The organism is Sphaerisporangium krabiense (genome assembly GCF_014200435.1).
In the GTDB taxonomy this organism is placed as follows: Bacteria; Actinomycetota; Actinomycetes; order Streptosporangiales; family Streptosporangiaceae; genus Sphaerisporangium; species Sphaerisporangium krabiense.
Map to the genome: position 1 here is coordinate 1,735,361 of NZ_JACHBR010000001.1, position 22,697 is coordinate 1,758,057.

The window sequence follows — 22,697 nt, forward strand, 5'->3', positions numbered from 1 at the left end:
GGTTTTCGGTGGTTCTTGCGCCAGGGTGGTCAGGTGACCTTGGGGCAGAGGGTGCCGGAGCGGGGGGGCTCCAGGGAGATCAGGTAGCGGTCCACGGCCTCGTCGACGCAGGTGGAACCGGTTCGGTAGGCGGTGTGGCCGTCGCCGTCGTAGCTGAGGAGTACGCCGGAGGAAAGCTCCGAGGCCAGGGACTTGGCCCACTGGTAGGGGGTGGCGGGGTCGCGCTCGGTGCCGACGACGACGATGGGCGGTGCGCCGGCGGCCTTGAGGGGGCGGTCGGAGGCGGCGGACTTGACGGGCCAGTAGTCGCAGGGGAGCGAGCCCCACATGACGTACGCGCCGAAGTGCGGCGATTCCCGCTGCGCGGTCTTGGCGGCCTCCTCGTAGGCGGCGATCTTGTGCGGGTAGGGGTGGTCGACGCAGTTGACGGCCATGTTGGCCTCGGTCTGGTTGGAGTAGGTGCCGTCGGGGCGGCGGTCGACGATGAGGTCGGCCAGCTTCAGCAGCGTGGTGCCGTCGCCGCGGAAGCCCTGGCCGAGCGCGGCTCTGAGGACGGGCCAGGTGGCCTTGTCGTAGAGGGCGGCGAGGATGCCGAGGGTGGCCCAGGACTCGGTGATGCTGCGCCCGTCGCCGGTGGCGTTGCGCAGCGGGTGCTGGTCGGTGGTCTTGAGGAACTGTGACAGCCGCCCGAGCGCCGCGTCGGTGTTCTTCTCCGGGAACGGGCAGTTCTGCTGGGTGAAGCAGTCGGAGAGGAAGGAGCGGAAGGCGACCTCGAAGCCGTGCGCCTGGGCGGCGTTCACCGTGGGGACGGGCGGCAGGGCGGGGTCGATGGCGCCGTCGAGGACGAGCGCGCGGATCCTCTTCGGGAACAGGTCGGCGTACACGGCGCCCAGGTAGGTGCCGTACGACTTGCCGAGGTAGGTGATGCCCTGATCACCGAGCGCGGCGCGCAGGACGTCCATGTCGCGGGCGGCGTCGTGGGTGCCGACGTGCGGCAGCAGCTTGGCCGAATGCGCCTCGCACCCTTCGGCGAACTGCTTGCCGCCCCGGGCGAGCGCGCTCACCTCGGAGGGGTCGTCGGGAGTGCCGTCCAGGCCGATGAACACGTCGAGTTCGCGCCCGCTGAGGCAGCGGACGGGCGTGGACTTGCCGACGCCGCGCGGGTCGAAGCCCACGGTGTCGAACCGGGCGAGGACGGCGGGGCTGAGGACGGTGCGGGCGGCGCGCGCGTACTCGATGCCGGAACCTCCGGGGCCGCCGGGGTTGAGGATGATGGAGCCGATGCGCCGGTTGCCGCCGGCGGGCAGCTTGATCAGGCTGAGCTGGATGCGCTCGCCTCCGGGGTCGGCGTAGTCGAGGGGGACGGTGAGCTTGCCGCACTGGAACTTCTCCTGGCACGGCGTCCAGGTGATCTTCTGCGTGTAGAACGGCGCGAGGGCGGCGGAGGGGGCCTGGGTGGCCGACTGCGCGGCACGGGCCGGTGGGTCGCCGGGCGAGGATCCGTCCGACGGCTGTTGCGCGTCCCCCTGGGCCGAGCACGCCGTGGCGAGCGACACCGCCGCGAGCAGGGCGGCGGCCGTGTGGCCAACGCCGGAGAAGCGCCTCATGCGCCGACCACCTGTCCCCCGTTTGACAGAACCGCCGGCGTGACGATCACCAGGCGGGCGGTTAGGTTGTACCCCACCTACCTGCGGTTTCATTCCTCATCTGATCGTTCGCCACCGTAGCGCTCGTCATGCTGCCTGCGCGGGGAGCACACACTGGCGCGGGAGCACGCGCACCTGCGGCCGCCGTCGTTGAGCCGGACGATCACCGAGTCGGACGGCACGTTGTGGCCGACGACGGTGCCGGCCCCCTCGGGGGTGTCGACGGCGGCGCCGGTGCGCGGGGCGGAGGCGCGGAACTCCTGGTACAGCGGGTGCTCGTATTTGAGGCAGCACATCAGCCTGCCGCACGCGCCGGCGATGCGCAGGGGGTTGACCGGGAGGTCCTGGTCCTTGGCCATGCGGACGGAGACCGGCTCGAAGTCCTTGAGGAAGGTCGCGCAGCACAGGTCGCGTCCGCAGGGGCCGATGCCGCCCTGCAGCCGGGCCTCGTCGCGCGGCCCGATCTGCCGCAGCTCGACGCGGGCCCGCAGGTTGCGGGCGAGGTCGCGGACCAGGGCGCGGAAGTCCACGCGGTGCGGCGCGGAGAAGTACACCGTGTAGACGTTGTCGGCGTCCAGGTAGTCGACTCCGACGATCTTCATGGGGAGTTCGTGCCGCTTGATCAGCCGCTTGGAGACGCTGCGCGCCTCGGCCCTGCGCCTGCGGTTGGACTCGTCGCGGTCGAGGTGCTCGTCGCCCGCGATGCCGGCGCACACCGGCAGCCCGTCGATCTCGTCGCTGACCCACGCCGGCGCCCAGACGCATTCGGCGACCTCGGGGCCGGAGTCGGTCGGCACGAGCACCTTGTCCCCGACCTTGGGGCTGTGGCCTCCGGGGTCGAGGTAGTACAGCCTTCCGTAGCGAGTAAAGCTCACGGCCATGATCATTCCCATGGAACCCTCCGCCTTCTCGCCGGTACGGCTCACGGCCGCGCGGCCTCGCACCCCCGCGCCGGCACGGACGTCACGCGACCATGCCGACACGGTTTCTGGCCACATTACGCGCCGCCCGCTTGGGCTGAGCAATACGTCCCGGTGACCTGTGATCGGCCTCTCGGTCTCCAGGGGGACGACGTCGCGCACGGCCGGGGGTGGGTTCCCCGGCCGTGCGCGTTCAGCTGGTGGTCACCAGGCGACGGCCGGGTAGCCGTAGCCGTCCCGGGTCAGGAGGGGGCGATAGCCGGAGGCGGAGACGGACGCGATCTCGTGGCCGCGCCGGACGAGGAAGTGCTCGTAGGCGCCGTCCGCGTCGAGCAGCGTCATTCCTCCCTTCCCGTCCTGGTAGACGGTGTCCAGCAGCCGCCCGTCCACGGCGTCGAACCGGACGATCGCGGTGGCGGACGGCTCGACCGCGGCCCTGTCTCCCTGGAACGTCCTGGCGACGCGGCCGAGTGCGGCGATGATCCGGCCGCCGTCGGCGTCGAGCTGGAACCCCTGCAGGCCGCCGGGCAGCCTGGCGTCGCCGACCGCCGGCGTGACCTTTCTGCTGCCGCCCAGGTCCGCACCCGGGAGGCTCGTGTCCAGCAGGTACAGCTCAGGGCGGAAAGGCAGGGTCTCAATCCTGCCCACGGGGGTGGGCGCGGGAGCCTCGGTGGGCGGCACGTCCTGCGGTGCCGGCGGGGCGTCCGGGGCCGGCGTCCCCGCCGTCGGCGCGGGCGAGCCCTCGGGGGGTCTCGGCCGGACGGGTGTGGCGAGGGGTGCCGGGGTGAGGTCCTGGTAGGCGACGTACCGTCCGTCGCCGCTGATCGCCACGCGTCCCACCGGCGGGTCGCCGGCGCCCGTCCACGTGCGGGTCTGTCCGGTCGCGGTGTCGGCGACGACGAGCCCGGCGGCGCGGTCGGTGGGGCCGCACCGCGCCAGGCCGTACGCGAGCCTGCCGCCGTCCTCGCTCGCCGCCAGGGACGTGGTCCGCGTGCCCTCCGGGATCGAGAAGGCGAGCCGGTCGAGCGTCGCGCCGCCGGAGGAGCCCTCCACGGTGAGCCGGTAGAAGTGGCCGCCGCAGCCGGTGGCGGTGGTGATGGTGCGGAGGTAGAAGTGCCGGTCGTCGCCGGCCGCGGCCGCGTCCGTGAACGACTCGCCCTCGGGAGCCGGGACGCGGGCCGCGACCCCGCCGTCCGCCTCGCGCCGCACGGTCAGCTCGCCGGACAAGGCGCGGACGAAGAACTCGGGCGTCCCGGCGGACCCGGTGGCCGCGAGGCGGGCGCCGCCTCCGAAGACGACCGTGCCCGTGGCGACGGCGGCGACCACCGACGCCGCGGCCACGGCCGGGATGAGCCAGGGCCTCCGCGCCCGGGCCCTGGCCGGCCGCAGGGCGGGCAGATCGTGGACGGTGTCCCCCACGGCCGTGGCCGCGTCGCGCAACCTGTTGATGACGTCGTTCACGGCCGCTCCCCCAGAAGGCGTCCGAGCGCTTCGAGCGCCCGGGCGGTGGTGGACTTGACGGTGCCTCGGCTGACACCCATGACCTGGGCGGTCTCCTCTTCGGACAGGTCGGCGTAGTAGCGCAGCACCAGCACCTCGCGCCGCCGTCTGGGCAGCGCGTGCAGCGCCTCCATGACGGCACGCCGTTCCGCGCCGAGCAGCGCGGCGGACTCGGCCGACCAGACGGGCGGGTCGTAGGCGCCGGCGAACCAGGACGGCAGCCGGCGCCGCCTGAGCACGCTGCGCGCGTTGTTGAGCACGGCGCTACGGAGGTAGACCAGTGCCTTGGCCGGGTCGTGCAACGCGCCGAAGCGGCGATGGAGGCCGAGGAAGGCCTCCTGCACGACGTCTTCTGCGCTCTCACGATCTCCGAGGAGCACGAGCGCCAGGCGGACCAGGCCCAAGGCGTGGCCGGCGTAGAGCGCCGTGATCGTTTCCTCGGCGCTCCGCGGCCCGGAGGTGCGCGTGTCGGAAGCCTGCATGTCCAAGAGACGCGGCGGCGGTCCCCGGGTTGCTCGCGACTATTCAGATTTCCGGAGAACCCCGGCGGCGCGCCTCACAACCGCGGACGCCACAGCGCGATCGTCAGCGCCTCGACCGCGATCTGCGGGTTGACGTTGGCCGCCAGCCGCTCGCGGCACAGCATGATCGCGTCGATGCGCCGCAGCGTGTCCTCGGGGGTGCTGGAGGAGGCCAGCGCGGTGATGTCGGCGGCGCGATCCTCGGCGGAGAGCTCGACCGCGGCCCCGAACTGCACGGCGAGCACGTCGCGGTAGTAGGCGACCAGGTCGAGCAGGGCGGTGTCGAGGGAGTCGCGCTTGATGCGGGTGGCCCGGGACTTCTGCCGGTCCTCCAGGTCCTTCATCGCCCCCGCGCCGCCGCGGACCAGCCCCTTGTTGAGCCCCTTGCCCGTGGACCCCTCGCCGTAGATCTTGCGCAGCTCGGCGGTCTCGCTCTCGTTGAGGTGGGCGGTGGCCTCCTCGGCGTCCTCGGAGGAGGTCTTGACCAGGCGTTCGGCCGCCTCGACGCACGCGCCGAGGCCGGTCAGCGCGCTCGGCAGCGCCAGCACGGCGTCGCGCCGCCGCCGCGTCTCCTCGTCCAGGGCGAGGCGGCGGGCGCGGGCGATGTGGCCGCGGGTGGCGCGGGCGGCGAACTCGGCGGTCTCGTACGGCACGGCGTCGCGCGTGGCGAGCAGGTGGGCGACGGCCTCGGTCGAGGGGGTGCGCAGCGTCACGACCCGGCACCGCGACCGGATGGTGACCATCATGTCGTCCGGCGAGGGCGAGCACAGCAGCCAGACCGTGCGCGGCGGGGGCTCCTCGATGGCCTTGAGCAGCGCGTTGGCCGCGGCCTCCGTCGCGCGGTCGGCGTCCTCGAACAGGATGACCCGCCAGCGGCCGAGCGTGGGCGCCCCGGAGGCCCTGAGCACCAGCTCACGGGTCTGCTTAACGCTGTAGGAGAGGCCCTGCGGGCGCACGAACTCGACGTCGGGGTGGGAGCCGACCGCGACCTGGTGGCACATGTCGCAGTGCCCGCACCCCTGGTCGGAGCACAGCAACGCCGCCGCGAACGCCTGCGCCGCCTCGATGCGGCCGGAACCGGGCGGGCCGGTGAACAGCCAGGCGTGGGTCATGCCCGCGCCGCGCCCCCCGGACAGGGCCTCGGCCGCGGCCTCGGCGGCGCGCCGCAGCAGGACCGCCGCCTGCTCCTGGCCCACCAGGTCGTCGAAGACTGTCACGCGGCCAGGTTAGTCGCGGATGACGGGCATCGTGCCGGTGATGGCCTCGGTCTCCTGCGGGACGGGGTCGGGGATGATCTCGCGCAGCCGGTCCTGGATGGCCAGCGCGACCTCCTCCTGCGTCTGGAGGCCGTCCACGACCAGGTAGCGGTCCGGGTCGGCGGCGGCGAGCGCGCGGAACTCGCGGCGCACGCGCTCATGGAACTCCAGGGGCTCGGACTCGATGCGGTCGGCCGGGGAGGCGAACCGGGACAGCCCGACCGACGGCGGCACGTCGATCAGGACGGTGAGGTCGGGCGTGAGGCCGCCGGTGGCCCAGGCGTTGACCCTGGCGACGTCCTGCGGCTCCAGCTCGCGGCCCGCGCCCTGGTAGGCGAGGGAGGAGTCGACGTACCGGTCGGAGACGACCATCGCGCCGCGCAGCAGCGCGGGACGGATGACCTTCTCGACGTGCTCGGCCCGGTCCGCCGCGTACAGCAGGGCCTCCGAGCGGGCCGACAGCCCTTGGTGGGCGGAGTCGAGCAGGATCGCCCGCAGGCGCATGCCGACCTTGGTGGAGCCGGGCTCGCGGGTCTGGACGACGTCGAAGCCCTGGTCGCGCAGCCAGATGGCGGCGAGGCGCGACTGGGTGGTCTTGCCCGAGCCCTCGCCGCCCTCGAAGGCGATGAACATGCCCCGCCCGTGCTCGGCGGTCTCGGGGACGTAGCGCTCGCCCTTCAGCGCGGCCATCAGGTCGGAGGAGATGGGGACCTCGCGCCGGTCGTCCATGTGGCGCAGCGCGAGCACCCCGACGGCGACGGCCACGGCGGCGCCGATCAGCATGACCAGGCTCGGGCCGTCGAAGCGGTAGACGATGCCGGCGCCGATCGAGAGCGAGTGCTCGCCGAACAGGCCAGACAGCGCGGGCGCGACGGCGACGACGAGCAGGAGCGTGACCCGGGCCAGGGACTGCAGGAAGGAGAAGGTGCGCCCGCGGATGGCGTCCTCGACCTCCAGGCCGATCAGCGTGTACCCGATGATCCACGCGATGCCGGCGCAGGCGCCGAGCACGACGACGAGCATGACCACGATCACCAGGTTGTGGATGAGCGCGGTGGCGGCGAGCACGGCGCCCGCGGTGACGATGGCGAGCCCGAACAACCGCCGCCGCGACAGCTCGCGCAGCAGGCGGGGGCCGAAGAAGATGCCGAGCGCCATGCCGACGAAGACGGCGGCGAAGACGGTGCCGTACGCGGCGTCTCCCCCGCCGAGCGCGGCGACGTAGAGCTTGGCCACGCCGACGACCGCGCCGCCGGCGGCGAAGGCGCCGAGCATGCCGATGACCAGGCCGCGCACCATACGGTTCTCGCCGACGTACCGCCAGCCGTCGATGATCTGCCGGAGCACCGAGGGCGCGGAGACCCGGCCGGCGTGCCCCTTGGGGATGCCGGTGAGCGTGAAGATCAGGAACGCGGAGACGAGGTAGGCGACCGCGTTGACGATCAGCGCGAGGTGGGCGGGCTGCCAGACGAAGGTGGGCACGGCCTTGCCCACGACCTCGATGACCACCGAGAGCACCGCGAACAGGGCCGCGGCGACCGGCGCGGAGCCGTAGGTCACCAGCAGGTTGAGCTGGTTGGCCTCCTCCAGCCGTTCCTTGGGCACCAGGTTGGGGACGGTGGCGTCCTTGGCGGGGACCCAGAACAGGTTCACGCACTCCACGAGGAGGGTGGCGACGATGATCCACTGGTAGCTGCCGACCAGGGGGATCGACAGCACGAGCGCGAAGCGCAGCAGGTCGCTGACGAACATCGTCAGGCGGCGGTCGAAGCGGTCGGCGAACGCCCCCGCCAGCGGGCCGAGCAGGATGGCCGGGAGCATCTTGACGACGAACACCCCGCCGATGGCCAGGCTCTGCGCCTTGAAGCCCGACCCCTGGGTCAGGTAGGCGGCGAACGCCGTGATGGCGATGATGTTCAGCCAGTCGCCCAGGCTGCAGACCGCCATGGCCGTCCAGAGCCGGCGGAACGGGGCGTTCGCCAGCACGTGGGGGGGTTTGCGGCGCGCGGCGGACCGGCCAGAGGTGGTCATGATGTCAGCGTATCCAGGTGCTCGCGTAGGCTGGGCTGGATCGGTGCGCAGGGGCGTGAGGCGCCTGCCGCTCCATTCCCGAGCGTATTACCTTCCCGGTTCCCCCGCAGGGGACATGCAGGGAAAGGTCGGAATCATCCCCGTTTCGACGTCGAGAACGCCGTGCCCGTCCGGGGTGGCGGCGCCGCGCACGGGGAACCAGTCCGCCACGGCCGCACCCGTGATGTGGCGAGGACGTGACACCGGCCTTACCTCGAACGATCGGCCCCGGCACCATGGGTGGGTCCCATGTGGGTCACCCTCTTGCCACCGTTAAGGTAATGCTGTCCTAATTTAGGCAAGGCTAAGCAAGGACTAGGGAGACCACAGTGTTCGCCAGTTATCTCATAGGCCTCCGTGAGGGGCTTGAGGCGACCCTTGTCGTGTCGATCCTTGTGGCCTTCCTCGTCAAGAGCGATCGCCGTGACCGGCTCGGCTACGTCTGGGGCGGGGTCGCCGCCGCCGTGCTGCTGTCGATCGGCTTCGGCGCGCTGCTGACCTTCACCGCCGCGCACCTCGACTCCCAGAAGCAGGAGCTGTTCGACGCCGCGGCCTCCATCGCCGCGACCGTCTTCGTCACCTTCATGATCTTCTGGATGCGCACGGCGGCCCGCAAACTCTCCGGCGACCTGCGTGCCAAGCTGACCGAGGCGCTCGGCCTCGGCGCCACCGCCGTCGTCGTGATGGCCTTCCTCTCCGTCGCCCGCGAAGGCCTGGAGACCGCGCTGCTGTTCTTCGCCGCCGCCCAGGGCGCGGGCACCACCACCTCCCCCCTGATCGGCTTCTCCCTGGGCATCATCACCGCGATCGCCCTCGGCTGGGCGCTGTACAAGAGCGCGCTGCGCATCAACCTCGGCCGGTTCTTCACCTGGACGGGCCTGCTGCTCATCGTGGTCGCCGCCGGCATCTTCAAGTACGGCGTGCACGACCTGGTCGAGGGCGGCGTCGTCCACGTCCTGACCGCCCCGGCGTTCGACCTCAGCGGCGCGCTGCCGCCGGACGCCTGGTACTCCGCCCTGCTCAACGGCGTCTTCAACTTCACCCCGCAGCCCACCACCATCGAGATCATCGCGTGGGTCGCCTACCTGGTTCCGGTGCTGGTGCTGTTCCTGATGCCGAAGCGCAACGGCCCCGGCGCCTCGCGCACGCCGTCCGCCGCCCCGGCGTCCGCCCCGTCCTGACGGCCCCGCCCGTCACCCCCACGAACCTCACCGAAACACCTGGAACTGGAGAACCATGCGTACCGCCACAGCCATCACCGCCGGCGCGCTGGCCCTCGCGGGACTCACCGCGTGCTCGTCGACGAGCGGCGGGGGCGACACGGCCGCGCAGTCCTCGGGCAAGCCCGGCAAGATCACCGTCGCCGCCTCCGACACCGACTGCAAGGTCTCCACGGCGGCCCTCCCCGCGGGCACCTCGACCTTCCAGGTCACCAACGGCGGTTCCAAGGTCACCGAGTTCTACGTCTACGCCCCCGGAGACCGGGTCATGGGCGAGGTCGAGAACATCGTCCCCGGCCTCACCCGCGAGGTCATGATCGAGCTGCCCGCCGGCGCCTACGAGACGGCCTGCAAGCCCGGCATGATCGGCAAGGGCATCCGCAACCCGCTCAAGGTCTCCGGCGCCGCCGCGCCGCTGTCCGACGACGCCAAGCTGGCCCAGGCCGCCAAGGACTACGGCCGTTACGTCAAGAGCCAGACCGACGCGCTGCTGATCAAGACCCAGGAGTTCGTGGACGCCGTCAAGGCGGGCGACATCGACAAGGCCAAGTCGCTCTATCCGGTCGCGCGGACGTACTGGGAGCGCATCGAGCCGGTCGCCGAGAGCTTCGGCGACCTCGACCCCGCCATCGACGCCCGCGAGGACGCCCTCGAACCCGGCGCCGAGTGGACCGGCTTCCACCGGATCGAGAAGGACCTGTGGAAGGCCAAGGACATCAGCAAGGACGGCCCCGTCGCCGACAAGCTTATGGCGGACGTGCAGAAGATCGTCGAACGCGCCAACAGCGAGACGCTCTCCCCGCTCAAGCTGGCCACCGGCGCCAAGGCCCTGCTCGACGAGGTCGCCACCGGCAAGATCACCGGCGAGGAGGACCGCTACTCCCACACCGACCTGTGGGACTTCGCCGCCAACCTCGAAGGGTCCAAGGGCGCCATCGCGGCGCTGCGCCCCGTGCTCACCGAGCGCGCGCCCGACCTGGTCAAGGAGCTGGACGAGAAGTTCCCGGCCGCCGAGGCCACCCTCGGCAAGCACCGCTCCGGCGACGGCTGGAAGCTCCACACCGAGCTGTCCAAGGCCGACCTGAAGGAACTCTCCGACTCGATCAACGCGCTGGCCGAGCCCATCAGCAAAGTCGCCGCGGTGATCGCCAAGTGACCGGGCACGCGGACTTAGGCCCGGGCAGGAAGGAGGCGAGCTGATGCAGATCAACAGGCGCAAGCTCTTCGGCCTCGGGGCCGCGGGCGTGGCCGCCGCCGGCACCGGGGCCCTGGCCACGCGAGCCATGCTCGACGCCGCCCCGCCCGCCGCGGCGGCGTCCACCTCCGACCCCGTGTCGTTCTACGGCGAGCACCAGGCCGGCATCGTCACCCCCGCCCAGGACCGCCTGCATTTCGTCAGCTTCGACGTCGTCACCAAGAAGCGCGACGAGCTCGTCGAGATGCTCCAGGAATGGACGGCGGCCGCCGCCCGCATGGCGCAGGGCAAGGACGCCGGCACGTTCGGCGCCGTCGGCGGCGCCCCCGAGGCCCCGCCGGACGACACCGGCGAGGCGCTCGGCCTGCCGCCGTCCGGGCTGACGCTCACGATCGGCTTCGGGCCGTCCCTGTTCGACGACCGGTTCGGGCTCGCCGCCAAGAAGCCCGCCGCGCTCGCCGACCTGCCCCGTTTCCCCGGCGAGGCCCTCCTGCCGGAGATCTCCGGCGGCGACCTGTGCGTCCAGGCGTGCGCCCACGACCCGCAGGTCGCCGTGCACGCGATCCGCAACCTCGCCAGGATCGGGTTCGGCAAGGTCTCAGTCCGCTGGTCGCAGCTCGGCTTCGGCCGGACGTCCTCCACCTCCCGCGCCCAGACCACCGCGCGCAACCTCATGGGCTTCAAGGACGGCACCAACAACCTCAAGCTCGAGGACGCCGCCATGCTCAAGCAGCAGCTCTGGGTGGCGCCCGGCGACGGGCCCGCCTGGATGACCGGCGGCAGCTACATGGTCACCCGCAAGATCCGGATGAACATCGAGACCTGGGACCGGGCCCCGCTCGGGGAGCAGCAGCAGATCTTCGGCCGCGACAAGGGCGAGGGCGCGCCGCTCGGCCGGGCCCGCGAGTTCGACCCGATCGACTTCAACGCCAAGGGCCAGGACGGCGAGCTCGCCATCGCCAAGGACGCCCACATCCGCCTCGCGCATCCCACCTCCCACGGCGGCGCGCACCTGCTGCGGCGCGGCTACAACTACGTGGACGGCTCCGACGGGCTCGGACGGCTGGACGCCGGGCTGTTCTTCATCGCCTACCAGCGGGACCCGCGCAAGCAGTTCGTCCCCATCCAGATGGAGCTGGCGCGCAAGGACCTGCTGAACGAGTACATCAAGCACGTCTCCAGCGGTCTGTTCGCCTGCCCGCCCGGGCTGCGCGACGCCGGCGACTACTGGGGCCGCACGCTGTTCGCCTGACGCCCGCGCGGGCCGCCCGCCAGAGGCCTCACACGTTCCCGGGGACGCGGAGCGACCCCTCTCAGGGCACTCGTGCCCGATCGTGCCTCTACGGCCCCCTCAGGGGCGGGAAGGGCGGTTCGCCGGCGAATCGCCCATCCCGTCGGCTGTCTTTCGCGCTCAGGACTTGGCGCCGGCCTTCGCCCCGGCCTTGGCGCGCGGACGCTTCGGCGCCGGGCCGCGGGCACGGCGGTCCTCCAGCAGCTCGGCCGCCCGCTCGGTCGTGATCTGCTCCACCGAGTCGTCCTTGCGCAGGGACGCGTTCGTCTCGCCGTCGGTGACGTACGGCCCGAAACGCCCCTCCTTGACCACGATCGGCTTGCCCGACACCGGGTCCGCGCCCAGCTCGCGCAGCGGCGGCGCCGCGGCCGCCCGGCCCCTGCCCCGCGGCTTGGGCTGCGCGAACAGCTCCTTGGCCTGCTCCAGCGTCACCGTGAAGATGTCCTCCTCGGAGCCGAGCGACCGCGAGTCCGTCCCCTTCTTGATGTAGGGGCCGAACTTGCCGTTCTGCGCCGTGACCTCCTGGCCGTCCAGCTCACCCAGCACGCGCGGCAGCGACAGCAGCTTGAGCGCGTCGTCCAGCGTGATCGTCTCCAGCGACATCGACTTGAACAACGAGCTGGTGCGCGGCTTCGGCGCGTCCTTCTTGGCCCTGGTCTTCTTGCCGTCCGCCGGAGGCTCCTCCTCGGGGAGGATCTCGGTGACGTACGGCCCGAAACGCCCGGACTTGGCGACGATCTTGTGCCCGGTCACCGGGTCCGCGCCGAGCTCGTGATCGCCCGTCGGCTGCTTGAACAGCTCCTCGGCCCTCTCGGCCGTCAGCTCGTCGGGCGCCAGATCCTCGGGGACGTTCACCCGGGCGCCGTCCCGGTCCAGGTAGGGCCCGTACCTGCCCACCCGGATGACGATGTCCGTGCCGTTGATCGGGAACGAGCTGATCTCGCGGGCGTCGATCTCGCCCAGGTCGCTGACCAGCTCCTTCAGGCCGCTCCCGTGATCGCCGTAATAGAAGCGGCGCAGCTCGGGCACCCGCTCGGCGCGGGCGTTGGCGATGTCGTCGAGCACCTTCTCCATCTCGGCGGTGAAGTCGTAGTCGACCAGGTTGCCGAAGTGCCGTTCGAGCAGGTTGACCACCGCGAACGCCAGGAAGGACGGCACCAGCGCCGTGCCCTTCTTGAACACGTACCCCCGGTCGAGAATCGTTCCGATGATCGACGCGTACGTCGACGGGCGGCCGATCTCGCGGTCCTCCAGCTCCTTGACCAGCGACGCCTCGGTGTACCTGGCCGGCGCCCGCGTCGCGTGGCCCTCGGGGCCCAGTTCCAGCGCGGTCAGCGGGTCGTCCTGGCGGAGGTTCGGCAGCCTGCGCACCGAGTCGTCCCGGTCGGTGGCCGGGTCGTCGGCGCCCTCGACGTACGCCTTGAGGAAGCCGTAGAACGTGATCGTGCGGCCGGTGGCGCTGAACTCGACGTTCTCCCCCGTGCTGGACCTGCCGGCGATGCGGACGCTGACCGACTCGCCGACCGCGTCCTTCATCTGGGAGGCGACCGTGCGCTGCCAGATCAGCTCGTACAGGCGGAACATGTCCCCGCTCAGGCCGGTCTCGCCGGGCGTGCGGAACTCGTCCCCGGACGGCCGGATCGCCTCGTGCGCCTCCTGGGCGTTCTTGACCTTGCTCGCGTAGATGCGCGGCTTGTCCGGCACGTACTGCGCCCCGTACAGGCGCACCGCCTGGCTCCTGGCCGCCGCCAGGGCCGTCTCCGACAGGGTCGTGCTGTCGGTTCGCATGTAGGTGATGAAGCCGTTCTCGTACAGCTTCTGGGCGACCTGCATCGTGTACTTGGCCGAGAAGCCCAGCTTGCGGCTGGCCTCCTGCTGCAGCGTGGTCGTGCGGAACGGCGCGTACGGCCTGCGCGTGTACGGCTTGCTCTCGACCGAGGCGACCGCGTACGACGCGCCCTCCAGGCGCCCCGCCAGCGCCCGCGCCGCCTGCTCGTCCAGGTGCAGGACGTCGGCGGTCTTCAGCGTGCCCGTGCTCGCGAAGTCACGGCCCTGGGCGACCCTGCGGCCGTCCACGCCGGTCAGCGTCGCCGAGAAGCTGCGCGGATCCTCGTCGCGGCCGATGTCGAAGACGGCCTGCAGGTCCCAGTACTCGGCCGAGGTGAACGCGATGCGCTCGCGCTCGCGCTCCACCACCAGCCGCGTGGCCACCGACTGCACCCGGCCCGCCGACAGGCGCGGCTTGACCTTCTTCCACAGGACCGGGCTGACCTCGTAGCCGTAGAGCCTGTCGAGGATGCGGCGCGTCTCCTGCGCGTCCACCAGCCGCAGGTTGAGGCGGCGCGGGTTGGACACGGCGTCCTGGATCGCCTGCGGGGTGATCTCGTGGAAGACCATGCGGTGCACGGGGATCTTGGGCTTGAGGACCTCCTGGAGGTGCCAGGCGATGGCCTCCCCCTCGCGGTCCTCGTCGGTGGCGAGGTAGAGCTCGTCGGCGTCCTTGAGGAGCTGCTTCAGCTTCGATACCTGGGACTTCTTGTCCGGGTTCACGACGTAGAGCGGCTCGAACTCGTGGTCCACGTTCACCCCGAGACGGGCCCATGCCTCGCCCTTGAACTTCTCGGGGATGTCCTCGGCCCTCTCTGGCAGGTCACGAATGTGGCCGATGCTGGACTCCACGATGTAGCCACGCCCGAGGTACCCGGCGATCGTCTTCGCCTTGGCGGGCGACTCGACGATCACCAGGCGGGTTCCGCCGGCGCTGCCGTTGTTGGCTGGCACGCTGCTTCCTACCTCGCTGTTCGCTGTCGTACTCCCCTGCCGGTCGATCCCGGCCCACCACGCGGGCGTGCCGGGTGATCCGTCACAGGCATGAAGGTAACCCGTCGTCGGAAAATACTCCCCGTCGGACTACCCGGTCACTTACCGGTGTTCCACCTACCTGGACCCGATACCCACGAGGACGCAGAATAGAGCCCAGACAGTGCCAGCGTCCCCTTGCACACCCTTCGGAGACTAATAGCAGTGCTTGAGTACTCCTATTTGGACCTGTACCTCCCGCGCGGGACGACCCGGGAAACCGCCCGCCGGGTCCTGACCGAGCACGCTGAGCACGGACACTGGGAGCTGGATCGTCTCCGGTTGTACCCCGACGGCCGCCGCTACGTGCGGCTGCGCCGGAAGATCCTGCGGGTGGCCAGCACACTTTAGCCCTCGCGGCCAACTGTAGCCTCTGGAAATGGCTTTGCCCGCCCCGGGCCGCGCCCCCGGAACGGGCAAAGCGTCTTTGCTCCGCCGCCGCGATTCGGCCCTGCGGCCCGGCACCGCGAGCATCCTCGCAGGCGGCGAAGCGTCTGTGACTCCGCCGCAGGATCACGGCGAAGGATCTGTGACCCCATCTCGCCGGCGCCGGCGAGATGGCTCTTGGCACGTCGCCCAGAGCGGACGATCTATAACGGTGCCGCATGGCTCGCGGCACGCCGTCCGTCCGCCCCGTGCCCGACGGGCGCAGTCGCCGCACCCGTCAGGCATCGCGACGCCCTCGGCCGTCCCCCGCACCGCATGGCGTGCGGCACGGGGACGGGACGCCCGGCGGTGTCGCGCCGCCGGACCTCACTCCGAGTCGTTCACCTGCGGCGGAGACGGCGGGTGCCGGCGAAGAGGATCGCCGAGGCGGCGCAGAGCGCACCGGTCAGCAGGGCGACCAGCGAGCCGGCGTTCATGCCCGTGACGCCGAGCGGACGCTCCGCGCTCATCAGGCCGAGCGTGCCCACGCCGACCGGGGAAGCACCGGCACCGGAACGGGCCCCGCCGATCACGCCCCCGACCGGCGTACCGGAGACGACCCTCTGCACGGGGACCAGCGGGCCGCCGCCGGAAGGGGCCGGGCGGCCCGGCGTCACCGGCAGCTCGGGCAGGCCGAGGGGCTTCTCGCCGGGGCCGCCCGCCTGGCTCGACTGGTGGGTCGTCTCGCCCGCCTTGGGACGGCCGGGAAGCGCCGGGGCGAGGGGCAGGTCGGGCAGGATGCCGAGTCCGGACGGCTTGGCCTCCGTCACGGCGGCGGACACCTCGCCCGAGCTACGCGCCCAGGCGCCGGGACCCTGCTGGGGCACACCCTCGGCCCTGCCGCCGACGGACGCGCCGCCGAGGCAGCCCGCGGCGGCGTCGCCCAGCACGGCCACCGCGTTGCCGCACACGCTGACCGGCACGGCGATCGGGGCGACGACCTGGTTACCGCCGAGCACGCTGTGCCGCCCGTCGGTCCGGTTGTTCCCCGCGCCGGCGCCACCACCGCCGCCCTTGATCGTCGCGCCGCCGCGGCAGCCCGAGAACGCCCGCCCGAGAACGCCCGCGGAGACGCCGCACACGCTGACCGGCGCCGTGATCGGGGCCACCACCTGGTTGCCGCCGAGCACCGAGCCGAACCCACTGGTACGGTTGCCGCCCGCGCCGCTCCCGTGCCCGGCGGGCGGGACACTGACGCCGCCCTGGCAACCCGCCGCGCCGTTGCCGACCGCGTTGCCGCACACGTTGACCGGCGCGGTGATGGGGGCGACGATCTGGTTACCGCCGAGCACACTGTGCCGCCCGTCGGTCGCGTTGCCGCCCGCGCCGCCCTTGCCACCGCCCTGGCCGTGCCCGCCGTAGCCGTTGCCGCCCTTGGGGACGGTGGCGCCGCCGCGGCACCCGGCGAAGGCGTGCCCGATGACGGCGACGGCGTTGCCGCACACGCTGACCGGCGCCGTGATCGGGGCCACCACCTGGTTGCCGCCGATCACCGAGCCGCGCCCGTCGGTCCGGTTGCCGCCCGCGCCGTGCCGCCCGCCGCCGGCGACGGCCTTCGCGCCGCCGCGGCAGCCCGCGGCCGCCTCGCCGATGACCGCGACGGCGTTGCCGCACACGCTGACCGGCGCCGTGATCGGGGCGACGACCTGGTTACCGCCGAGCACGCTGTGGCTGCCGTCGGTCGTGTTGCCACCGGCGGCGTCCTTGCCCTTCCTGACCTCGGCGCCGCCGCGGCAGCCCGCGTCGGACCGCCCGATCAGCGACACGGCGTTGCCGCACGCGCTGATCGGGGCGGTGATCGGGGCGTTGACCTGGTTACCGCCGAGGACGCTGTGGCTGCCGTCGGTCCGGCCCTGGATCGCGTCCGACGCGCCGCCCTCCTGGACGGAGGCGCCGCCGCGCGAGCCGGCCGAGGCGCCGCCGATCACGCCGGCCGCGTTGCCGCTGATGTCGACCGGGACCTTGATCGGCAGGTCGATCTGGTTGCCGCCGCCGACCGATCCGGTGCCGGAGGTGTCGGCAAGGGCGGTGCCGCTGCTGAGGGCCATGACCGCGACCGCCAGAAGAGCGGCGGGAGCGGAACCCTTCGCCCACGTTCGCATGATAGATCGCTCCTTGTTCTAGCTCGGGGGGAAGTTCCTGACCGACACCCACCCGCGGGACCGCACGGCCCGGCCACCGGAGACCACAGAGGAAGAGGCACCCGAGTCGGGACTTCGTCTCCTGGGCCTCACGCCCAGGCCACGACCAGGACGAGCGCAGATCGCTGATGTACGCCTGAACCGTGGCCGACCTGGACGTATCCGAGGACCAGCCGCCTGGGGAGGGCAGCCGTCCGGGCACGAGCCGTCAGAGCGTGGGGGTCGCTCTAGGGACGCGGCCGAGACCGGGAGTGACGTCCGCCAGTGGATGTCAGAAACGTCAGGGATGGGATATGCGGGAGACTCCATGTCACCCGCGCGGAGACCGCCTTCGCTCATCGCTCTCCCGAGGAACCGTCCTCAGGACATGCTCAGGACATGACCCGACTGCAGAAGAGGTCATCGCCCAGGAGAGCTGCGTGCGAGCGGGGCGCTCCGGGACCGGACGGGCACGCTGCCCGTACCGGCGGGGCGGGATCAGTCGGGAGAGAAAGAGGGATCGTCCGCTGCGGCGCGGACCACCGGGGCGGGCACGCGCGCCGTGAAGGCGGGCGAGGCCACGAGCCGCGGGTCGAAGACGGACCTCGCGACATCCCCGATACCCGGCCCGGAGGGGCCGGAGCCACTCCGGGGCACGAAGCCGTCGGCACCCGCCGAATGATCGGCGGCGGACGGCGCGGCGGGCGCGGGCTTGGACTGGCTGGTCAGCCCGTCCACCGAGCGCCCGGCCATGGCCACGGCGTCGGCCGAGACCGTGTCGCTCACCGTGGGGAAACCGCCGGCCGAGGCCGGCCCGGTGGCGACGTGAGGAGTCGCGGCGGCGTCACGCGGCGCCTTCGGCGTGGTGACCTCGGCGCCGTTCGTCCTGTGGGAGACCCGGGCCGTGCCTTCGGCCTCGACGGCGGTCGCGTGCCCTGCGGGGATGTGGGTTTCCGCGGACGCGGCGCCGGTGAAGCCGAAGATCAGGCCCAGGAGCCAGCCGATGGCGATCACACCGCCGACGGCAAGGAGACGAGCGAACCGGGAGCCGGCCACGAACCGTGCCATCCGGACCTCCCGCGTCACGACCGCCTCGGCGTGATCGCCCGAAGCGGTCACGGGCACGCACCGCGCCGCGGCGGGCGACGCGCCCGCTCGCGACCGTGCACCGATGCGTGCCACGTGACCTCCCCGACCATCGATCGGCCAAGCTTTCGCAAGGCCGACCGCACCACCAACTCCTCAACGGAAAGTTACCGTAGCAGCACGCGGAGTGAAGTCAAAGCGTTTCCACCGAACGGGTCAGCAGGCGTCCAGGAAACGGTCAAGAACCCGTACGCCGAAGCGCAGCGCGTCCACGGGCACGCGCTCGTCCACACCGTGGAACATCCCGGAGAAGTCCAGGTCGGCGGGCAGCTTCAGCGGCGCGAACCCGAAGCCGCGGATGCCGAGACGGCTGAACGCCTTGAGATCCGTGCCGCCCGACAGCGTGTACGGCACGGCGCGGGCGCCCGGGTCCTCGGCGAGCAGCGCGTCCGACATCGCGCGGACGAGCGGGCCGTCGAAGGACGTCTCGACGGCGACGTCGTGATACACGAACTCCCGCCGCACGTTCGGCCCCAGCAGCTCGTCGATCGTGGCGAAGAACTCGTCCTCGTACCCGGGCAGGAAGCGCCCGTCCACGTGCGCGGTGGCGGCCTGCGGGATCACGTTCGCCTTGTAGCCGGCCTCCAGCATCGTGGGGTTCGCCGTGTTGCGCAGCGTGGCCCCGATCATGCGGGCCAGCGAGCCGAGCTTGCCGACCATGGCCTCGGCGTCGTCGGCGTTCAGCTCGATCTCGAACGCCTCGCGGAAGAAGTCGCGCACCGTCGGCGTCAGCCGCACCGGCCACTCGTACCGCCCGATGCGCGCCACGGCCTCGGCGATCTCGGTCACGGCGTTCTCGTTGTTGAGCATCGACCCGTGCCCGGCGCGGCCCGCGGCCGTGAGCCTCATCCAGGCGATGCCCTTCTCCGCCGCCTCGATCAGGTACAGCCGCCTGGCCTCGTCCACCGTGACGCTGAAGCCACCGACCTCGCCGACGGCCTCCGTGCAGCCCTCGAACAGCTCCGGATGCCGCTCGGCCAGCCACTGCGCGCCGTACGCGCCGCCGGCCTCCTCGTCCGCGGTGAACGCCAGCACGACGTCCCGGGGCGGCCTGCGCCCCTCGCTCAGCCGCTGGCGCACCACCGCGAGGATCATGGCGTCCATGTCCTTCATGTCCACCGCGCCCCGGCCCCAGACGCAGCCGTCGGCGACCTCCCCGCTCAGCGGGTGGTGGGTCCAGTCGGCGGCGTCGAAGGGGACAACGTCCAGGTGCCCGTGAAGCAGCAGGCCGCCCCGGCCGGAGTCCTCCCCTTCGATGCGGGCGATCACGCTGGCCCGCTTGTCGTCACTCTCCAGAATGCGCGGCTCCAGCCCGACCTCGGCCAGCTTCCCCGCGACGTACTCCGCGGCCACCCGTTCCCCCGGGCCCGCGTTGTCCCCTGCGTTGGTCGTGTCGATGCGGATCAGGTCGCGGCACAGCTCAACGACCTCGTCCTCGCCTTTGAACGCGGCCACACGTGCTCCTTCGGTCCGACTACGGGACTACCCCTGCCATCCTGGCGCTCCAGTCTCGGACGGCTGCCCCCAGTCTCCACCCTGCACCCCCTTTCCAGGACGAACCCCACCCTCTCCCACCGACACCCCCACCCTCCCCGCCCCACCGGCCCACACGGACGCCCCCCTCCGCCCAGCCCGGGGTCCCACGAATCGCGGTATGACGCACCCCCCAGAGTTTGCTAACCTAGTCCCGCCGACGCGGGATGACACTCCAACGTGCAGGCACCACTGTCCGGGTGGCGGAATAGGCAGACGCGCTAGCTTGAGGTGCTAGTGCCCTTTACGGGGCATGGGGGTTCAAGTCCCCCCTCGGACACAAACGTTTTACCAAGTGAGGGCTGAGATTCACCTCGGCCCTCACTTTTGCTTTGTCAGCCATGACCGACCTGCTCGACCTTGGCCTCGGCGATCCACTTGCCGATCTCTTCAGGGTCGCCTCCGGCTTCGAGGGTGGCTCGGTAGCGGGCCACCTTGGTGCTCGGCCTGAGCGATCTGGCGATCCGGGCGCGTGCCAAGGCGCTGGTCGCCCTGCGGCGGAAGGGCGGATCGGCCGGGCGCGAGCGGCCGTGGGCACGGCCACGAGCGACGGCATGCGGGGCAGTATTTAAGCCGCGGCCGGCAACCCTGCCGACGAGACGACCTTCGACGGAAGCGCGTTGATCGAGGCCCCGCTGGGCGAGGTGCGATCGCTGTCAGAGCCGCGCCGGGCATGATCGGCGTGCCCTGCTCCTGGGAGACGGCGGGCCCGGCGGGCCGAGCCTCGGCACCCGCGCCTTAGATGGTGTTTGATCCTGTGTGTTCCGCTTGTTTCTTGTTATGCGTCGCGCCAGGTGGGAGTGGATTCGCCGGTGAGGCGCCTGAAACCACAACAGAAGGAACGGAAGCATCAAACCTGCCTGCGCTCCTCGCCGCAGCTTCGGGAGCACTGGGGCGAGATGCGGGGGCGAGGTGGGGCGGCGCGCGGAATGCGATTCGCCCAGGTCGAGAGCGGCGGGGTGCGTATCATGCCTCAGGTGTGATAGGTTGGAGGTAGTTGCAGTTGTGGTACCCATGATGAACTTGTGTGCACCTGACGGTATGTGGCCTCAGGTGCATTTTTTGTTTGCCGGTCTTCTCCGGGTGGGCCTCTATCGCGGCAACGCGGAATTCGTGACGGTGCGGATTTCGGCTACACCTATCAAGAGGAGATCAACATGGCTTCTGGTACCGTGAAGTGGTTCAACGCGGAAAAGGGCTTCGGCTTCATCGCGCAGGACGGCGGCGGCGCCGACGTCTTCGCGCACTACTCCAACATCGTCTCTCAGGGCGGCTACCGCGAGCTGCATGAGGGCCAGAAGGTGGCCTTCGATGTCACCCAGGGCCAGAAGGGCCCTCAGGCCGAGAACATCGTTCCCGCCTGACACTGACGCATCACGCAGCTGGGGCCCGCACCGTAAGGTGCGGGCCCCAGCGCGTTGCTTTCGTGGTACCCGTTGCGCCGGGACGGACGGCCTCACGAACCTGTCTATTCTTCCGCCGACCATTGATGGCTCCGGTTCGGCCATAAGTCCGCTCCAGCTCTGCGGCCGGCATCGCAGCCGCCGTTCTTTCGGCGATCGCCAACGATTCAGACACACGAGGCCAGCCTGTTCCGTCGGCTCGGCTCGTTTTTCTTCGGCTCGTGTCGCCATTCTTACGCTGCTCATCGCGCCGAGAGTCCTTGACACGTGCCGCATTGAAGCCTCCGGTATCAGTCTCCGGTCGTGCGGGCTTCGTTGATGCGCAGCGCCTCGGCGAGCTGGTCTTCCAAGATGATGATCCGGCAGGCGGCCTCCACAGGAGTGCCCTGATCGACGAGTTCCCGGGCGCGCGCTGCCAGGCGCAGTTGGTAGCGGGAGTAGCGGCGGTGGCCGCCGCTGGAGCGTTTCGGCTCGATCAGCTTGGCGGCGCCGAGAGCCCGTAGAAACGAGGGGGTGACCCCGAGCATCTCCGCGGCGGCGCCCATGCTGTAGGCGGGGTAGTCCTCATCGTGGAACCGGTCCTCGGCGCTGTGCGCGGTGCTGTGTGCAGTCCTGGCAGCAGCACGCTCATCACCGGCTGGGGGTGTTTGATCCATAGATTCCTTTCATCATGCGAACAGGGGGCCCCGGCGCCTGTAGCGCCGGGGCCCCGAAGAGTTCAACACCATCTACCGGTCATCTGGCCGGCTCATTGTCTTCCGCATCCGCCGTACTGAGCGGCGGGGGTGCGGGGATCGCGGATGCGTGACCGTAGACCACCTTCCTATCTGTGGAGCTGCGGCACCCGAGCGGCGAGACTCAGCCGGCAACGGGCGATCCTGATGGCGTCAAACACTCCCTTCATCTCTTCCGGACCACTGTCCGGCTTCACCTGCGGCAGCGCGTCCACGATCAGGGCCCCTAACCACTGCGCTGGCCCGTCACGTCCGACCTGCTGCCATCGACTTCCAACTTCATCGTGCTCCGGGCAGTTCATCGTGGTGCCAGTACTTCCGCTGCCCGGCCGAACCGTTCTTTACGATGCGAGAAACACTAGCTGCGGCAGCCACAAATGTCTACTGTCGCGAACACAGATTTTCGGCATCGAGCGCGGCAGCCCTTCCGTGGCGCCGTTGACCAGCGCGAATGCCACCAACGCCGGCCCCTCGTTCCGATCTCTCCGGTCCCGCCTCCCTGAGAGGCGGGAGCCGGACCGGTCAGCCAACAGGATGGACATCGAGGCGACGACGATCAGGCCGCCGACCCGAGCAGGATGAGCACCTCGTGACCCGCTCCGAACCCAGGTCACCGCCCTGCTCAACGCCCCTCAGCGGTTACTTGCGCCGCTCCGGCGCTTTCCGTTCAGGGTGAGAGCGGGCAGGCCGAGGTCAAGGCACCGACTTCGGTGAAACGGGCGGATGGGGAAGGCTTGTTGTGCGGGGCGGTGGAGGAAGCCGCCGACGCGTCCGTGTGCGTGGCGATCACCCGGCGATTGCCACGGACAATGCTTGTTGTTGATGATGCAACACAGGCCCCTGGCCCACTACGATCT

17 protein-coding genes and 1 tRNA gene are annotated in these 22,697 nt (G+C 71.1%); 6 read left to right on the plus strand and 12 right to left on the minus strand.

Annotated elements, in window-relative coordinates; translation table 11 throughout:
* Positions 1-29: 29 nt before the first annotated feature.
* The 6 genes from BJ981_RS07490 to tmk all read right to left on the minus strand — a co-directional run bounded on the left by BJ981_RS07490 (position 30) and on the right by tmk (position 7,874).
* On the minus strand, positions 30-1,607 hold the full coding sequence (locus BJ981_RS07490; RefSeq protein ID WP_184609236.1) for an alpha/beta hydrolase: 1,578 nt from the start codon (positions 1,605-1,607) through the stop codon (positions 30-32).
* Between the two features lie 89 nt (positions 1,608-1,696).
* Entirely contained in the window at positions 1,697-2,539 is an 843-nt protein-coding gene (locus tag BJ981_RS07495; RefSeq protein WP_372436916.1) for a PSP1 domain-containing protein, read from the minus strand.
* Between the two features lie 231 nt (positions 2,540-2,770).
* On the minus strand, positions 2,771-4,027 hold the full coding sequence (locus tag BJ981_RS07500; RefSeq protein WP_184609238.1) for a hypothetical protein: 1,257 nt from the start codon (positions 4,025-4,027) through the stop codon (positions 2,771-2,773).
* Entirely contained in the window at positions 4,024-4,548 is a 525-nt protein-coding gene (locus BJ981_RS07505; protein WP_184609240.1) for a SigE family RNA polymerase sigma factor, read from the minus strand. The genes BJ981_RS07500 and BJ981_RS07505 overlap by 4 nt, the downstream gene beginning before the upstream one ends.
* Positions 4,549-4,622: 74 nt before the next feature.
* The gene (locus BJ981_RS07510) at positions 4,623-5,804 is read right to left on the minus strand and encodes a DNA polymerase III subunit delta' (protein ID WP_184609242.1); all 1,182 of its coding nucleotides are present in this window, start codon (positions 5,802-5,804) and stop codon (positions 4,623-4,625) included.
* 9 nt (positions 5,805-5,813) lie between these two features.
* Entirely contained in the window at positions 5,814-7,874 is a 2,061-nt protein-coding gene (gene tmk, locus BJ981_RS07515; protein ID WP_184609244.1) for a dTMP kinase, read from the minus strand.
* 368 nt (positions 7,875-8,242) lie between these two features.
* Here tmk and efeU point away from each other — a divergent pair, with 368 nt between their 5' ends.
* From efeU to efeB, 3 genes are read left to right on the plus strand one after another with little or no spacing between them, the layout of a single operon-like run.
* A complete protein-coding gene (gene efeU / locus BJ981_RS07520) occupies positions 8,243-9,094 on the plus strand; it encodes an iron uptake transporter permease EfeU (protein WP_184609245.1) in 852 nt (283 codons plus the stop codon).
* Positions 9,095-9,149: 55 nt separating this feature from the next.
* Positions 9,150-10,289 (plus strand): iron uptake system protein EfeO, encoded by a 1,140-nt coding sequence (efeO, locus tag BJ981_RS07525; RefSeq protein WP_184609247.1) that lies wholly within the window; start codon positions 9,150-9,152, stop codon positions 10,287-10,289.
* A 43-nt stretch (positions 10,290-10,332) separates the two neighbouring features.
* Complete coding sequence (gene efeB, locus BJ981_RS07530; protein WP_184609249.1) at positions 10,333-11,580, plus strand: iron uptake transporter deferrochelatase/peroxidase subunit; 1,248 nt, start codon at positions 10,333-10,335, stop codon at positions 11,578-11,580.
* 159 nt (positions 11,581-11,739) lie between these two features.
* Here the strand turns inward: efeB and topA are convergent, their stop codons facing one another.
* Positions 11,740-14,400, minus strand: a complete 2,661-nt coding sequence (topA, locus tag BJ981_RS07535; RefSeq protein WP_184609251.1) for a type I DNA topoisomerase — start codon at positions 14,398-14,400, stop codon at positions 11,740-11,742.
* A 243-nt stretch (positions 14,401-14,643) separates the two neighbouring features.
* Here topA and BJ981_RS07540 point away from each other — a divergent pair, with 243 nt between their 5' ends.
* Complete coding sequence (locus BJ981_RS07540; RefSeq protein ID WP_184609253.1) at positions 14,644-14,829, plus strand: DUF5703 family protein; 186 nt, start codon at positions 14,644-14,646, stop codon at positions 14,827-14,829.
* A gap of 416 nt (positions 14,830-15,245) precedes the next feature.
* Here the strand turns inward: BJ981_RS07540 and BJ981_RS37885 are convergent, their stop codons facing one another.
* The 3 genes from BJ981_RS37885 to BJ981_RS07555 all read right to left on the minus strand — a co-directional run bounded on the left by BJ981_RS37885 (position 15,246) and on the right by BJ981_RS07555 (position 19,625).
* On the minus strand, positions 15,246-17,006 hold the full coding sequence (locus BJ981_RS37885; protein WP_184609255.1) for a chaplin family protein: 1,761 nt from the start codon (positions 17,004-17,006) through the stop codon (positions 15,246-15,248).
* A 516-nt stretch (positions 17,007-17,522) separates the two neighbouring features.
* Complete coding sequence (locus tag BJ981_RS07550) at positions 17,523-18,092, minus strand: hypothetical protein (protein WP_184609257.1); 570 nt, start codon at positions 18,090-18,092, stop codon at positions 17,523-17,525.
* A gap of 234 nt (positions 18,093-18,326) precedes the next feature.
* Entirely contained in the window at positions 18,327-19,625 is a 1,299-nt protein-coding gene (locus BJ981_RS07555; protein ID WP_184609260.1) for a M20/M25/M40 family metallo-hydrolase, read from the minus strand.
* Between the two features lie 272 nt (positions 19,626-19,897).
* Between BJ981_RS07555 and BJ981_RS07560 the strand changes: the two genes are divergently transcribed.
* Positions 19,898-19,983, plus strand: a tRNA-Leu gene (locus BJ981_RS07560).
* A 55-nt stretch (positions 19,984-20,038) separates the two neighbouring features.
* Here the strand turns inward: BJ981_RS07560 and BJ981_RS07565 are convergent.
* Entirely contained in the window at positions 20,039-20,182 is a 144-nt protein-coding gene (locus tag BJ981_RS07565) for a hypothetical protein (RefSeq protein ID WP_184609262.1), read from the minus strand.
* A gap of 678 nt (positions 20,183-20,860) precedes the next feature.
* On the opposite strand from BJ981_RS07565, the gene BJ981_RS07570 reads away from it, so the two are divergent.
* Positions 20,861-21,067: a cold-shock protein gene (locus BJ981_RS07570; protein ID WP_184609264.1), complete on the plus strand. Its 207-nt coding sequence runs from the start codon at positions 20,861-20,863 to the stop codon at positions 21,065-21,067.
* Between the two features lie 329 nt (positions 21,068-21,396).
* On the opposite strand, the gene BJ981_RS07575 is transcribed toward BJ981_RS07570, so the two are convergent.
* On the minus strand, positions 21,397-21,651 hold the full coding sequence (locus BJ981_RS07575) for a helix-turn-helix domain-containing protein (protein ID WP_239139321.1): 255 nt from the start codon (positions 21,649-21,651) through the stop codon (positions 21,397-21,399).
* Positions 21,652-22,697: the final 1,046 nt, after the last annotated feature.

Bases quoted from the DNA above. Each gene is read 5' to 3' on its own strand.
- BJ981_RS07575 (WP_239139321.1), bottom strand. From the start codon at position 21,651: ATGGGCGCCGCCGCGGAGATGCTCGGGGTCACCCCCTCGTTTCTACGG.
- BJ981_RS07495 (WP_372436916.1), bottom strand. From the start codon at position 2,539: ATGGGAATGATCATGGCCGTGAGCTTTACTCGCTACGGAAGGCTGTAC.
- BJ981_RS07570 (WP_184609264.1), top strand. From the start codon at position 20,861: ATGGCTTCTGGTACCGTGAAGTGGTTCAACGCGGAAAAGGGCTTCGGC.
- BJ981_RS07550 (WP_184609257.1), bottom strand. From the start codon at position 18,092: ATGGCACGGTTCGTGGCCGGCTCCCGGTTCGCTCGTCTCCTTGCCGTC.
- BJ981_RS07490 (WP_184609236.1), bottom strand. From the start codon at position 1,607: ATGAGGCGCTTCTCCGGCGTTGGCCACACGGCCGCCGCCCTGCTCGCG.
- BJ981_RS37885 (WP_184609255.1), bottom strand. From the start codon at position 17,006: ATGCGAACGTGGGCGAAGGGTTCCGCTCCCGCCGCTCTTCTGGCGGTC.
- efeB (WP_184609249.1), top strand. From the start codon at position 10,333: ATGCAGATCAACAGGCGCAAGCTCTTCGGCCTCGGGGCCGCGGGCGTG.
- efeO (WP_184609247.1), top strand. From the start codon at position 9,150: ATGCGTACCGCCACAGCCATCACCGCCGGCGCGCTGGCCCTCGCGGGA.
- BJ981_RS07505 (WP_184609240.1), bottom strand. From the start codon at position 4,548: ATGCAGGCTTCCGACACGCGCACCTCCGGGCCGCGGAGCGCCGAGGAA.
- tmk (WP_184609244.1), bottom strand. From the start codon at position 7,874: ATGACCACCTCTGGCCGGTCCGCCGCGCGCCGCAAACCCCCCCACGTG.